This is a genomic window from Actinoallomurus rhizosphaericola (assembly GCF_024055675.1).
GTDB classification, from domain to species: domain Bacteria; phylum Actinomycetota; class Actinomycetes; order Streptosporangiales; family Streptosporangiaceae; genus Actinoallomurus; species Actinoallomurus soli.
In genome coordinates this window covers 150,324-162,895 of the sequence record NZ_JAMXMW010000001.1, presented here as the reverse complement: position 1 = coordinate 162,895, position 12,572 = coordinate 150,324, and the positions used below count along the sequence as shown (strand labels likewise).

Here is a 12,572-nt window from a genome sequence, read left to right as displayed (position 1 = left end):
GACGACGATGACCCACCCACCGCTCGATCCGGAGCTCGCCGCAGTGCTGACGGTCGTGCACCAACATCTGTCACCGTCCATCACCGCCGGGGACATCGAGGGACTGCGGGCCAATCCCTTGTTCGCGGTCGCGGACGAGGACCTGACGCGCGACGGGACCGTCGAACTGCAGGACATCTCCGTACCGGGCCCGCCGGGCGCTCCCGAGGTCTCGCTGCTCGTCCTCAGGCCCGTGGGCCTGGCGGCCGGGGCGCCCGTCTTCTACTACATGCACGGCGGCGGCATGATCATCGGCAACAACCGCACCGGAGTCGGCGGCGCGCTCGACTGGGCCGTCGACAACGGCGCCGTCGTGGTGTCGGTGGAGTACCGCCTGGCGCCGGAACATCCCGACCCGGCTCCGATCGAGGACTGCTACGCGGGCCTGTTGTGGACCCACGAACACGCCGCGAAGATCGGCGGCGACCCGGACCGGATCATCGTCGCCGGCGCGAGCGCAGGCGGAGGGCTCGCGGCCGGCGTGGCACTGCTCGCCCGCGATCGCGGCGGTCCGCGGCTGTTCGGTCAGGTGCTCATGTGCCCGATGCTCGACGATCGTTTCGTCACGCCGAGCAGCCGGGAACTCGACGGCGAGGGCATCTGGGACGCCACCAGCAATACGACCGGGTGGACGGCGTTGCTCGGCGAACGCAGAGGCGGCGGCGACGTGAGCATCTACGCGGCGCCGGCGAGAGCGACCGACCTGACCGGCCTGCCCACCGCATTCGTCGACGTCGGCTCCGTCGAGACCTTCCGCGACGAGGCCGTCGACTACGCCGCTCGGCTGCTGCAGGCCGGCGTTCAGGCCGAGCTCCACGTCTGGCCAGGCGGCTTCCACGGATTCGACACCATGGTCCCGCACGCTTCGCTGTCACAGACCGCGTCCGCGACCCGATCGGCCTGGATCCGACGGCTCCTGGCCACGGGCTGACATCCGGTTCGTCGCACCCCTGTCGGCGGGCTCGCCGTGGCGAACGGGCGACGTCAGTGGGTGAAGGTGCGCCGATAGGCGGTGGGGGTGGTGCCCAGTGCGCGCCGGAAGTGCAGCCGTAGGTTGGCGGCCGTGCCCAGCCCGCAGTCCTGCGCCACCCGGTCCACCGAGTAGTCCGTGGTCTCCAGCAGTTCCCGCGCCCTGCCGAGACGGGCGCCCAGCAACCACTGCAATGGGGTCGTGCCCGTCTCTTCGGTGAACCGGCGCATGAACGTACGCTGCGAGAGCCCCGCGTGCCGGGCGAGCACGCGCAGGGTGAGCGGCTCGCCGAGCCGGTGCAGGGCCCACTCGCGGGTCTCGGAGAGCGACGCTTCACCGGCCTCCGCGACGGGAGCGGGCACGTACTGGGCCTGCCCCCCGTCGCGGTGCGGGGCGGCCACCAGACCGCGAGCGATCTGGTTGGCCACCACCGCCCCCAGGTCGCGGCGCACGATGTGCAGGCACAGGTCGATGCCGCAGCACACTCCGGCCGAGGTGAGGACCTCTCCCTCGTCGACGTAGAGCACGTCGCGGTCGACCTTGACGGCGGGGAAGTCCCGCTCGAGGTCCTCGACGTGCTGCCAGTGGGTCGTGGCGTGCAGCCCGTCCAGCACACCCGCGGCGGCCAGCGCGAACGCGCCCGTGCAGATCGACGTCACTCGCCGGCCACGGTCGCGGGCCTCGGCCAGTACGCCGAGCACGGCCTCCGGCGGCCGGAGGAGCGGCTCGAATCCCGGCACGATCACGGTGTCGGCGGCGCGCACCTGCTCCAGTCCCCCACCGGCGACCAGAGTGAAACCCGCGGTGGTGCTCACGTTCGAGTCGAGTGCGCACACGGTCATCTCATAGGGCGTCTCCGGCCGGGCGTTGAAGATCTGCGCCGGGATGGCCAGGTCGAGCGGGGTGACCCCGTCCAGCGCCAGCACAGCGACTCGATGGACTGCCATGGCAATATCCTAACGAAAGTCGGCAAACTTGCCACTGTCCAGGTCAGGACGGTGACGGCCACCCTGGGGACCATGACCGGACCGATCCCCACCGACCAGGCCGGCGCGGCGACCGCCGACCTGCTCGCGCTGCCCGGCACACCGCTTGCCGAGGCCATCGTGGATCTCATCCGACCTGTGGAATCACAGTCGGTGTTCAACCACAGCATCCGCAGTTATCTGTTCGCCCGGCTGGTGGCCGCTCGCCTCGCCCTGGTCGTCGACCGTGACTACAACGACGATCTGCTGTTCGCGGCGTGCGCGATGCACGATTTCGGCGTGGCGTCGGACGGCCCGCACAGTCAGCGGTTCGAGGTCGAAGGCGCCGACCGGGCCGCCGAGTTCCTCATCGAACACGGAACGTCCGCAGCCGACGCCGATGAGGTCTGGCAGGCCATCGCCCTGCACACCTCCTCGGGCATCGCGGAACGCCGCGGCACCCTGTGCCTGCTCGTCCGCGAAGGCGTCGCCCTCGACTTCGGCGGCCCGCTCGGCGGCGACCACCTCGAAGCCCTCACCGACGAGCAGGCCGACGCCGTCCACGCCGCCTATCCACGGCTGGAAATGATCCGCTCGCTCACCGACGCGATCGTCGAACAAGCCGCGAAGCACCCGAAGAACGCGCCTCGCTACGCGATCCCCGGTGAATTCCTCCGCGAACGCGAGGCCTTCGGCCAGACCCGGCTGGAGCATGCCTGCCGTTCGTCCCGATGGGGCGGCTGACTCCCCGAACTCCACGACCCCTACTCAGTCGACAAAGAAAAGGATTCACCCCGATGACCACCTACACCGTCGAGATCCCCGAGGACTCCGCAGTCTTCGGAAAGACCACCAGCGCCTTCTCGAGCTTCGGCTATTCCGCCGCGGTCCGCTCCCATGGCCAGCTCTTCATCGCCGGAACGATCGGCCGCCGCGCCGACGGAACCATCGCGGAGACGGTCGAGGAACAGACCGAGATCGCCATCCGGCGCATCGAGGAGATCCTTCGACTGGAGAACCTCGACCTCACGGCCCTCGTCGACGTCACCAGCTACCACGTCGACATCCGCGAGAACATGTCCGGCTTCCTCGAGGCCAAACAGCGCCTCATCAAAGCCCCCTACCCGGCCTGGACGATCATCGGCGTCAGCGGCCTCGCCAGCCCGGGTCTCCTGGTCGAGATCCGCGCGGTCGCCACCTATCCCGACACCGCAGCCCGATAGACCGATAGACCGACGCTCCCGGGCTCGGGGCCGGCCCCGAGCCCGGGAGCTCGTCACCATCGCATTGAGATTCGTCATGAAGACTTCGGCTCAGCAGGACGACGACGTCTCCGCGGCCGCCCGGCGGCCTGGCCTCGCCGGCCTTACGCTGCTGGCCTCGATGATCGTCTCGTTCCTGGCCTCCTCGAGTGCCCCCACACCGATCTACGCCATCTACGCGGGCCGATGGCATTTCTCCCCGATGACCACCACCATCGTCTTCGGCAGCTACGCCCTCACCGTCCTGGCCGCGCTGCTCGTGCTCGGCCGGACGTCGGAGTATCTCGGTCGCAAGCCGGTGCTCCTGGCCGCGCTGGCGTTGCAGATCGTCGCCATGGTCGTGTTCATCACGGCCGGCGGCATCGGCGCCCTGCTCGCCGCGCGGATCCTGCAGGGCGTCGCCACCGGCGGCGCGCTGGGCACACTCGGCGCCGCGATGCTGGACATCGACCGCGAACGCGGCACACGCGCCAACACCGTCGCCCCGGGACTGGGGTCCGGGGCCGGCGCATTGCTGTCCGGCCTGGTCGTCCAGTACCTGCCGGCACCCACGCGGCTCATCTACGTCATGCTCATCGGGATCTTCGTCATCCAGGCCGCCGGAGTGGCGCTGCTACCGGAGACCGTCGGCCGCAGGCCCGGGCTGCGCTCCGCCCTCGTACCGGAACTCGCGGTGCCACGGCACCTGCGCGGTCCCCTGCTCGCGGTGGCGCCGGTGCTGTTCGCGGTGTGGTCGCTCGGCGGCTTCTACGGCTCACTCGCCCCCGCGCTCGCCCGCCGGCTCTCGGGCTCGACGTCCATGGTGATCGGCGGCCTCGGCCTGTTCGTCCTCACCGTGGTCTCGACCATCACCACCGTCGCGCTCGAACGCACACCGCCCAGGACCGTGATGTTCCTCGGCATCGGACTGCTCGTGGTGGGCTCACTCGGGACCCTCGTGGCCGTCGAGTCCTCGTCGATCGTGGGCTTCTTCGCCTGCACCTGCGTGGCGGGGGTCGGTTTCGGCGCCGGGTTCCAGGGCGGGATGCGCACCGTCGTGCCACTGGTCGCCGAGCACGAGCGGGCGGGCGTCCTGTCGACGGTCTACGTGATCTGCTACCTGGGCATGGGCCTGCCGGCCATCGTCGCCGGAGTCCTCGTCGTGCACGGCGGTGGCCTGGCCGCCGCCACGCGGGACTACTCGCTGTTCGTGGTGGCGTTCGCCGTCGCGACACTGATCGCACTCCTGCGTACCGGCCGTACCGCACGGCCGAGGCGCCAGAGGCACGTGGCGTGCGAATCCGACGCCTGATCACGGCTTGACGGGATTCCCGGTCCGGTCCGCCCACCCCCACGGGCGGACCGGACCGGGACGTGCCGGGACGGCGCGTCAGGTCAGGCGGTCGGCGGTGATCTCGGCGGCGCCGGCGATGAGCTTGTCGTTCGGCGTGGCGTCCTTCGTCGAGCGGCTGGACATGACCGCGATCACGATGGGCGCCCGGTGCGGGGGCCACGCCACGGCGATGTCGTTCCGCACGCCGTAGTCGCCGGTCCCGGTCTTGTCGCCGACGGTCCAGCCCGCCGGGACGCCGGCGCGGATCACGTTGTCGCCCGTGGTGTTGCGCCGCATCCAGTCGATGAGCAGGTCGCGCTTGGGCGTGGGCAGCACGTGGCCGAGCGTGTACGCGCGCAGGTCGCTGCCCAGTTGCCGAGGAGTGCTCGTATCCCGGACGTCCCCGGGGATCGCGGTGTTGAGGTCCGGTTCGGTGCGGTCGACATGGGTGGTGCGGTCCCCGATCCGCCGCAGGGCGGCGCCGAGGCCGCTCGGCCCGCCGACCTCGCGGAACAGCAGGTTCGCGGCCGTGTTGTCGCTGAACCGGAGCGCCGCGTCGCACAGCTCGCGGATGGTCATCCCCGTGGCGACGTGTTTCTCGGTCACCGGAGAGTATGAGACGAGGTCGTCCGCCGTGTACTTCACCACGTGGTCCAGCCGCTTCATCGGGTCCTGGCGCAGGACGGTGCCCGTCAGCGGGACCTTGGACGTGGACGCGTAGGCGAACCGCTCGTCGGCGCGCCAGGCGACGACCTTCCCCGTGCCCGTGTCGAGCGCCCAGACGCCGAGCCGGGCGTCGTACTGCTTCTCCAGGGCCTGGAAGGCCTGGTCGTCCCGCCGCGCCGCGGGCGCCGACGCGGCGGTCACCGTGGCCGACGCGCTCGCGGTGGTCACCGTGGCCGACGCGGTCGCGGCGTCACCGTCCGCGCCGCACCCGCTCAGCGGGATGAGCGCGAGGGCGGCGACCGCGGTGAGCGGAGCCCGAAGGCGCAGGAGCTGCTTCTTCTGTCGTGCGTTCCTCATGCCGGGGAGTCTTCCGACGCGCCTCGTATGCGGTCAAAGACGTGAACGCGCGATTCAATGCGAAAACGACATAGACTCTGGTCGTGGATCTGCTCGGGGCGTGGCGTGCGTTCGTGAGCGTCAGCGAGCACGGCAGCTTCACCGAGGGCGCCGCGGCGGCGCGGATCCCCCAGCCGGTGGCGAGCCGCCGGATCGCCGCCCTGGAGAAGCACCTCGGCGAGCGCCTCTTCGACCGGTCCTCGCGCCGGGTGACGCTCACCCGATTCGGCCGCGACATGCTGCCGTCGGCCAAGCGCCTCGTGCGGCTGGCCGAGGCCATGGAGGACGAGGCCGAACGCGCCAAGCTCAGCCCGCTCCGGCTCGCCGTCCCCGATGTCTGCTCCGTGCGCGACCTGGCCCTGCTCACCGCCGAGGCGCGCCGCAAGGGCGTCTACCTGGACTTCCAGCCGGCGCCACCGGCCGAACGCGCCGAGCTCGTCCGGTCCCGTGAGGTCCGCGCCGCCCTGACGGCGGTGCCGCCGGACGACGGCACCTGGTCCGTGGCCCTCGGGCTGGCCGGCACCGCCGCTCCCGCCGCCCGGACCATCTACCTGGAGACCCTGCGGCCGGGCCGCACCGCCCTCGCGGCACGGCCGCGCCGGATCTGGATCCAGCCCGAGGACGACGTACCGCACGTCCGGGACCGCCTGTTCCGGGTCCGCGACGCGGTCGGCCTGCTGCCCGCGCAGGTCGCCGTCGCCGGTACTCTCGTCGCCGCGGCGGCGGAGGCGGTGGCGTCGGGGGATCTCCTCCTGTGCTCGCCGCACCAGGCCGGGGAGCTCGGGCTGCACTGGCGCCCGATCGGCGAGGTCCGCGTCGGGCGCGGTTTCGAGGTCGCCGCGGGCATCGGCGACGACGCCGAGCGCGTCCGGGTCCGGCTGCGCGCGGAGATCGCCCGCTGCCTGGGCGCCGACGAGACCGGGGGAGGCGCGGTACGGTGACGGGCGTCGAGGGCTTGCTCCGTGACCTGCGCACGGCCCTGGACGACGCCGGGCTGAGCGGGTCGTTCCTGGTCCGGGACCTGCGCTCCGGCGACGAGCTGGGCATCGATCCGGACGTGGAGTTCCCGGTCGCCTCCCTCGTGAAGATCCCCCTCGCGATCGCCACGCTCGATCGCGTACGGCGCGGGGAGCTCGACGGCTCGGCGCGGATCTCGATCGAGCCGGGCGCCGCGGCACCCGGGCCGAGCGGGCTGAGCAGGTTCCGGCACGCCACGCGGATCGCCGTCGACGACCTGCTCTACCTCAGCATGGCCGTCAGCGACAACGCCGCGACGGACGCGCTCTTCGCCCTCACGCCGCCGGCCGAGGTCGCCGCGATCCTGCAGGAGCTGGGCGTGCGCGGCGTCACGGTACGGCACACGATCCGCGAGCTGACCGGGACGCTCGCCGAACTGCTGCCCCCGGAGGACGCGCACCTGGCCCATGTCCTGGCGATCGAGGCGGGCACGACCGGGCGGGGCCACCGCATCCCGCAGCTCGACGTGACCCTCGCCAACTCCGGCTCCCCGCGGGCGTACCTGGACCTGCTGCAGGCGCTGTGGACGCCGTCGAAGATCGACCCGGACGTCGCCGCGCGGGTCCGGGAGCTCATGGGCGACAACGTGCTGCGGCAGCGCCTCGCGCCCGATTTCCGGTCCGACGCGACCCGCTGGTCCTCCAAGACCGGGACGCTCCTCAACCTCCGCCACGAGGTGGGGGTGGTCGAGCACGCCGACGGCCGGGCCTTCGGGGTCGCGGCGTTCACCGAGTCGCGGGTGCCGGCCCTGCACCAGCCCGAGGCCGAGGCGCTGATGGGACGGGTCGCGCGTGCCCTCCGCGACCGCCTGCGCGCGATGTGACGACGCGCCCCGGGGTTCGAAACGGCCGTCAGCCGGACTCGTCCACCGCGCCGGCCAAGGCCTCGGGCGTACGCGCCGCATCAGGCGTACGCGGCTCACCGGCGGCGGCGGGACCCGCCGTCGCCAGGACCGATCCGGCCAGGATCAGGGCGAAGGCGGTGACGACCCCGGGCGTCAGCGGTTCGCCGAGGAACACCGCCCCGGCCGCCACCGCGACCGCCGGGTTGACGTACGTGATGACGGTGGCGCGCGTGGGGCCCGCCTCCTTGATCAGCTCCAGGAAGGCCACGAACGCGATCGCGGTGCACACGACGCCGAGACCGGCGAGGGCGGCCAGGACCTCGGCGGACGGCATGGCGGACGGGCCGGTGACGGCGGCCGCGGGCGCGTAGACGACCGTGGACAGGGTCAGGCAGGCGGCCGTGAGCTGGAGTGAGGAGACGCCCTTCAGGTGGCGGGCGGCGATCAGCGGGGCCGTGGCGTACCCCACCACGGTCAGCAGCACCTCGGCGAGGGAGCGGGCGTCACCGCCGGTCAGGTGCGGTGCGGTGAGGACCGCGACACCCGCGAGGCCCACCGTCAGGCCGGCCGCCCGCCGGGGCCCGAGCCGGTCGGTGCCAGCGAAGAAGCGGGCCACGACGACTCCGACGATCGGCACGCCCGCGATCAGCAGGCCCGCCGTGGAGCTGGACAGATGGCGCTCCGCGTCGCTGAGGGTGAACCAGGGGACGATGATCTCGGTGCACGCGAAGGCCAGCAGGGGCCGCCAGTGCGCCCGTGCGGTGCGGACCAGGCCGCCCTGCCGCAGCGCGAAGGGCAGCAGCAGGACGGCGCCGAGCGCGCAGCGCGTGAACACCACCGTGGACGGGGACACCGCGTCCACCGCCACCTTGATCATCAGGTAGGGGATGCCCCAGACCACTCCCATCAGGGAGAAGAGGAACCAGCCACGTGCAGTCATGCGGCGAGTATCGGGCCGCCCGCCGGACGCCGTCTTGAACGCTGTTGCGGCTACGCCGCCCTTGCCACGCTGGTGCGGTACGCCGCCGGTGTCACCCCCAGCACCCGCCGGAACCACCGGGTCAGGTGCGCCTGATCGGCGAACCCGACGAGTGCGGCCACCTCGGCGGGCCGCAACCCGGCCTCCAGGAGCGCGCGGGCCCTGGTCACGCGGTACTGGGCGAGCCACGCGTACGGCGGGACCCCCATCGCCGTGCGGAAGGCGCGCAGGAGTTGGTAGCGGGAGAGGTCCAGCTCGGCGGCGAGGCCGGTGAGCGAGGGCGGCGCGGTGAGGTCGCCGGCCAGGCGGTCGCGGACGGTACGGGCGATCCGGGCGGCGCCCGGGACCGTGTCGCTCGCCGGGCGGGCGGTGGAGTGCCGGCGGGCGAGCGCGGTCAGCAGCCAGGGGAGGCGGCACTCCGCCTCCAGGGGGTCGGGGCGGCGGACGAGGTCGACGTGCGCGGCGCGCAGGGCCGCGGCGAGTTCGGGGTCGTCGAGCAGCGGCTCACGAAAGTGCGGAAGGCCGCCGCGGATGCCGTCGGTGAGCAGGGCCGGGTCGGCGTACAGGGCGAGGTAGGCGTAGCCGGCGATCGGTGTGGCGGGGCCGCCGGTGTGCATCTCGCCGGGCTCGAGGACGATGATCGAGCCCGGGCCCGTACGGATGCGGCCGCCACGGTAGTCGATGGACTCCACGCCGCCCACGCAGACGCCGACGGTGAGCTCCTCGTGGGCGTGCGGGGCGTAGACGTGCTTGTCGAAGCGGGCGGTGAGCAGGTCGAGCGAGGGCCCGTCCCGGCCGAGCCGCGTCCTGGTCCACCGAGCCTGTTCCCGTGCGCTCACCTCACACGCCTTCTTCCCTGGCCACGCGGCCCCTCGGCGATCGCCGAGGGGCCGCGGTGCCTGATCGGGGTCAGGAGGCGAGACCGGCCTGCTTGAGCCAGTCCTTGGCCACCTCGCTCGGGTCCTTCTTCTCGTCGTTGACCTTGGCCAACATGGCCTGGAGATCTGCGGTGGTGAGCTTGGCCGAGACCGCGTTGAGAGCGTCCTGGCCCGTGGCGTTGAGGCCGGACTTGTAGACCAGGGGCACGACGTTCTGCGCGCTGAAGACGTTCTGCGGGTCCTCCAGCACGACGAACTTGTTCGCGGCGATCGACGGGTCGGTGGTGAACAGGTCGGCGGCCTGGATCGTGTCGTTCTTCAGCAACTTGACCAGCGTCGTCTGCGCGTTGGCGTCGAACGGCTGGAACTTCTTGAACTTCAGGCCGTACTTGCTCTCCAGTCCGACCAGGCCCTGCTCCCGGGTCTTGAACTCCGACGGTCCGCCGATCGTCAACTGCCCGGCGACGCCCTTCAGGTCGGCGATGGACTTCAGGTGGTACTTGGCGGCGGTCTGGGAGTTGACCGTGACCGAGTCCTTGTCCTCGGCCTTGGACGGCTCGAGGATCTCCAGCGTCGAGGGCAGCTTCGCCTTGAGCTCGGAGTTCACCTGGTCGGCCGTCACGGCCTTGCTGGCCTTGTCGACCGACGTGCTCAGCAGCCCGCCGTTGTACTCCGGCATGACGGTGATGGCGCCGGACTTGACCTGGTCGTAGTAGACCTCACGGCTGCCGATGTTGAACTTCTTGGTGACCTTGACGCCCTTGGCCTCCAGAGCCTGGGCGTACAGCTCACCGAGCAGTTGGCTCTCGGTGAAGTTGGCCGAGCCGACGACGACGCTTCCCGCGCCGCCGCCGGACTTCTGGTCGAGGGGGTTGCCGCCGTTCTTGTCGCCTCCGCCGCCTCCGCAGGCGGCGAGCGCGAGGGCGACCGTCACGCCGAGGGCGGCGCCACGAACGATGCGGATCATGCTGATTCCTTCCGTTGAATCATCAGGTCTCAGTTGCGCAGGCCGCGGGAGACGACCGCTCGGCGGATGCCGACGAAGGCGAGCTGAACGATGACGGCGAGCAGGACGACGAGCACCGAGCCGCCGACGACCGAGGGGTAGTCCTTGCGGGCGAGGCCGTCGACGATGTAGCGGCCGAGCCCGCCGATGCCGGCGTACGCGGCGATGGTCGCGGTGGCGACGACCTGGATGGCGGCCGTGCGCAGGCCGAGGAGGATGAGCGGCATGGCCACCGGCACCTCGGCCTTGAGCAGGATGCCGGTCCCCGTCATGCCCATCCCGCGGGCGGCGTCCTTGATGTCGGGGTCGACGCCGCGGACGCCCTCGTACGTGTTCACGAGGATCGGCGGGGTCGCCAGCGCGATCAGCGGGATGATCACGGGCGTGAGGCCGATGGACGTCACGGTGACGACGAGCAGGAGCAGGCCCAGCGTGGGGATGGCCCGCGCGAAGTTGGCGACGGTGACGACGGCGAACCCGCCGCGGCCGGTGTGACCGACGAGCGCACCGAGCGGCAGCGCGATGAGCGCCGCGATCACCAGGGCCAGCGCGCTGTACCCGAGGTGTTCGAGCAGGCGGTGCGGGATGCCGTCGCCGCCGCTCCAGTGCGCCGAGGCGGTGAGCCAGGTGCAGGCGGCCCTGATCTGGTCGGCCAGGTTCATCGCGTCCCCCTCCGGGCCCAGGGCGTGAGCAGGCGCTGCGCGGCGACGAGGACGCCGTCGCTGACCAGCGCGAGAACGATGATCAGCACGCAGGAGACGATGATCGGCGTCGTGAAGTCACGGGAGTACCCGTCGACGAACAGCTGCCCGAGCCCGCCGTTGCCGATGAGGGTTCCGACGCTGACCAGGCTGATCGAGGAGACGGCCGCGACCCGCGCCCCGGCGATGACGACGGGCACCGCGATCGGCAGCTCGACCTGGATGAGCCGCCGTAGCGTGCCGAATCCCATGGCGGTGGCCGCCTGGCGGACCGGGTCGGGAACCGACCGGAGCCCGTCGACGACGTTCGGCACGAGGACCGACAGGGAGAACAGCGTCAGCGGCACGATGATGGTGAAGTCCGCGCGGCCGCCGCTGCCGATGCCGAAGTAGGGGATGAACAGCATGAACAGCGCGAGCGACGGCAGGCCGTACAGGACGTTGGCCACGCCGAGCGTCGGCGGGTAGAGCCAGCGCCACCGCGCGCACAGCAGGCCGAGCGGGATCGCGACGATGAGGCCGAACAGGATCGGCAGCAGCGCCAGCTTGAGATGGTGGGCGGTCAGGTCGGCGAGCTGCCCGGTATGGTCGCCGATCCAGTCCCAGCGGATCAGCGGCTCGCCGCCGCCTGCGGCGGCCAGGGTCATCGCTCAGCCGCCTCGGCGTCCGGCTGGTCCTGCCCGGCGACGCCCCGCTCGCCCTGCCGTTCGGCGCCCGGCTCGTCCTGGCGGTCGAGGTCGCGGTTGAAGCGCAGCCGCTTGAGGCCCTTCTCACCGCCGAGGAACTCCCGGACGAAGTCGTCGGCCGGCTCGGCCAGCAGCTCGTCGGGCGTGGAGTGCTGGGCGAGGACGCCGCCCACCTTGAACACCGCCACCGTGTGCCCGAGCTTGATCGCTTCGTCGATGTCGTGGGTGACGAACGCGATCGTCTTGCGCAGCTCGGCCTGCAGCCGGATGAACTCCTCCTGCAGGCTCTTGCGCACGATCGGGTCGACGGCGCTGAACGGCTCGTCCATCAGCATGACGGGCGGGTCGGCGGCGAGCGCGCGGGCGACGCCGACGCGCTGCTGCTGTCCGCCGGACAGCTGGTACGGGTAGCGCTTGGCCATCTTGGTGTCGAGGCCGACGCGCTCCATCAGCTCCAGCGCCGTCGTCCGTGCCTTCTTCTTGTCCCAGCCGAGGAGGTACGGGACGGTGGCGATGTTGTCGACGATCGTCCGGTGCGGGAACAGGCCGGCGTGCTGGATGACGTAGCCGATGCCGCGGCGCAGGCGGGCGGGGTCCTGGGCGCGGACGTCCTCACCGTCGATGGTGATGGTGCCGCTGGTCGGCTCGATCAGGCGGTTTATCATCCGCAATGTCGTGGTCTTGCCGCAGCCGGAGGGCCCGACGAGCACGGTGATCTGGCCGGTGGGAATCTGCAGCGTGAGGTCGTCGACGGCCACGGTGCCGTCGGCGTAGCGCTTCGTTACGCCATCGAATTGGATCAAGAGTGGCTCAGCCCCTGGGGTTATCCGGGATTAAAGGTCAAGATAGTG

13 protein-coding genes and 1 pseudogene are annotated in these 12,572 nt (G+C 71.5%); 6 read left to right on the top strand and 8 right to left on the bottom strand.

From position 1 onward, the window contains the following. Positions 1 to 7 precede the first annotated feature (7 nt). Positions 8 to 970 (top strand): alpha/beta hydrolase, encoded by a 963-nt coding sequence (locus NE234_RS00845; protein WP_252775850.1) that lies wholly within the window; start codon positions 8 to 10, stop codon positions 968 to 970. Positions 971 to 1,023: 53 nt separating this feature from the next. On the opposite strand, the gene NE234_RS00840 is transcribed toward NE234_RS00845, so the two are convergent. Beyond that, on the bottom strand, positions 1,024 to 1,956 hold the full coding sequence (locus NE234_RS00840) for a GlxA family transcriptional regulator (RefSeq protein ID WP_252775849.1): 933 nt from the start codon (positions 1,954 to 1,956) through the stop codon (positions 1,024 to 1,026). On the opposite strand from NE234_RS00840, the gene NE234_RS00835 reads away from it, so the two are divergent. The 3 genes from NE234_RS00835 to NE234_RS00825 all read left to right on the top strand — a co-directional run bounded on the left by NE234_RS00835 (position 1,945) and on the right by NE234_RS00825 (position 4,527). Further along, complete coding sequence (locus NE234_RS00835) at positions 1,945 to 2,718, top strand: HD domain-containing protein (RefSeq protein WP_252775847.1); 774 nt, start codon at positions 1,945 to 1,947, stop codon at positions 2,716 to 2,718. The genes NE234_RS00840 and NE234_RS00835 overlap by 12 nt on opposite strands. Positions 2,719 to 2,771: 53 nt before the next feature. Beyond that, entirely contained in the window at positions 2,772 to 3,197 is a 426-nt protein-coding gene (locus NE234_RS00830; protein WP_252775845.1) for a Rid family hydrolase, read from the top strand. 76 nt (positions 3,198 to 3,273) lie between these two features. Continuing rightward, positions 3,274 to 4,527, top strand: a complete 1,254-nt coding sequence (locus NE234_RS00825) for an MFS transporter (RefSeq protein ID WP_252775843.1) — start codon at positions 3,274 to 3,276, stop codon at positions 4,525 to 4,527. A 78-nt stretch (positions 4,528 to 4,605) separates the two neighbouring features. On the opposite strand, the gene bla is transcribed toward NE234_RS00825, so the two are convergent. Then, entirely contained in the window at positions 4,606 to 5,541 is a 936-nt protein-coding gene (bla, locus tag NE234_RS00820; protein ID WP_406566930.1) for a class A beta-lactamase, read from the bottom strand. A gap of 113 nt (positions 5,542 to 5,654) precedes the next feature. Between bla and NE234_RS00815 the strand changes: the two genes are divergently transcribed. Together NE234_RS00815 and NE234_RS00810 are read left to right on the top strand one after the other, a co-directional pair. Next, on the top strand, positions 5,655 to 6,551 hold the full coding sequence (locus tag NE234_RS00815; RefSeq protein ID WP_252775839.1) for a LysR family transcriptional regulator: 897 nt from the start codon (positions 5,655 to 5,657) through the stop codon (positions 6,549 to 6,551). Beyond that, positions 6,548 to 7,450 (top strand): serine hydrolase, encoded by a 903-nt coding sequence (locus tag NE234_RS00810; protein ID WP_252775837.1) that lies wholly within the window; start codon positions 6,548 to 6,550, stop codon positions 7,448 to 7,450. Before NE234_RS00815 ends, NE234_RS00810 begins: the two co-directional genes overlap by 4 nt. Positions 7,451 to 7,478: 28 nt before the next feature. Here NE234_RS00810 and NE234_RS00805 read toward each other — a convergent pair whose 3' ends face one another. The 6 genes and pseudogenes from NE234_RS00805 to NE234_RS00780 all read right to left on the bottom strand — a co-directional run. Beyond that, positions 7,479 to 8,411 (bottom strand): DMT family transporter, encoded by a 933-nt coding sequence (locus tag NE234_RS00805; RefSeq protein ID WP_252775835.1) that lies wholly within the window; start codon positions 8,409 to 8,411, stop codon positions 7,479 to 7,481. 50 nt (positions 8,412 to 8,461) lie between these two features. After that, positions 8,462 to 9,289: an AraC family transcriptional regulator gene (locus NE234_RS00800; RefSeq protein ID WP_252775832.1), complete on the bottom strand. Its 828-nt coding sequence runs from the start codon at positions 9,287 to 9,289 to the stop codon at positions 8,462 to 8,464. Between the two features lie 70 nt (positions 9,290 to 9,359). Then, complete coding sequence (locus NE234_RS00795) at positions 9,360 to 10,295, bottom strand: ABC transporter substrate-binding protein (protein WP_252775831.1); 936 nt, start codon at positions 10,293 to 10,295, stop codon at positions 9,360 to 9,362. A 29-nt stretch (positions 10,296 to 10,324) separates the two neighbouring features. Continuing rightward, positions 10,325 to 10,996, bottom strand: coding sequence for an ABC transporter permease (locus tag NE234_RS00790; protein ID WP_252775828.1), 672 nt, complete (start codon positions 10,994 to 10,996; stop codon positions 10,325 to 10,327). Beyond that, the gene (locus NE234_RS00785) at positions 10,993 to 11,682 is read right to left on the bottom strand and encodes an ABC transporter permease (RefSeq protein ID WP_252775826.1); all 690 of its coding nucleotides are present in this window, start codon (positions 11,680 to 11,682) and stop codon (positions 10,993 to 10,995) included. The genes NE234_RS00790 and NE234_RS00785 overlap by 4 nt, the downstream gene beginning before the upstream one ends. A gap of 98 nt (positions 11,683 to 11,780) precedes the next feature. Continuing rightward, a pseudogene (locus tag NE234_RS00780) lies at positions 11,781 to 12,524 on the bottom strand (ABC transporter ATP-binding protein); the annotation flags it as partial. Positions 12,525 to 12,572: the final 48 nt, after the last annotated feature.

Coding starts and splice junctions, on each gene's coding strand:
- NE234_RS00845 (WP_252775850.1), top strand. CDS start 8: ATGACCCACCCACCGCTCGATCCGGAGCTCGCCGCAGTGCTGACGGTC.
- NE234_RS00835 (WP_252775847.1), top strand. CDS start 1,945: ATGGACTGCCATGGCAATATCCTAACGAAAGTCGGCAAACTTGCCACT.
- NE234_RS00840 (WP_252775849.1), bottom strand. CDS start 1,956: ATGGCAGTCCATCGAGTCGCTGTGCTGGCGCTGGACGGGGTCACCCCG.
- NE234_RS00830 (WP_252775845.1), top strand. CDS start 2,772: ATGACCACCTACACCGTCGAGATCCCCGAGGACTCCGCAGTCTTCGGA.
- NE234_RS00825 (WP_252775843.1), top strand. CDS start 3,274: ATGAAGACTTCGGCTCAGCAGGACGACGACGTCTCCGCGGCCGCCCGG.
- NE234_RS00805 (WP_252775835.1), bottom strand. CDS start 8,411: ATGACTGCACGTGGCTGGTTCCTCTTCTCCCTGATGGGAGTGGTCTGG.
- NE234_RS00795 (WP_252775831.1), bottom strand. CDS start 10,295: ATGATCCGCATCGTTCGTGGCGCCGCCCTCGGCGTGACGGTCGCCCTC.
- NE234_RS00790 (WP_252775828.1), bottom strand. CDS start 10,996: ATGAACCTGGCCGACCAGATCAGGGCCGCCTGCACCTGGCTCACCGCC.
- NE234_RS00785 (WP_252775826.1), bottom strand. CDS start 11,682: ATGACCCTGGCCGCCGCAGGCGGCGGCGAGCCGCTGATCCGCTGGGAC.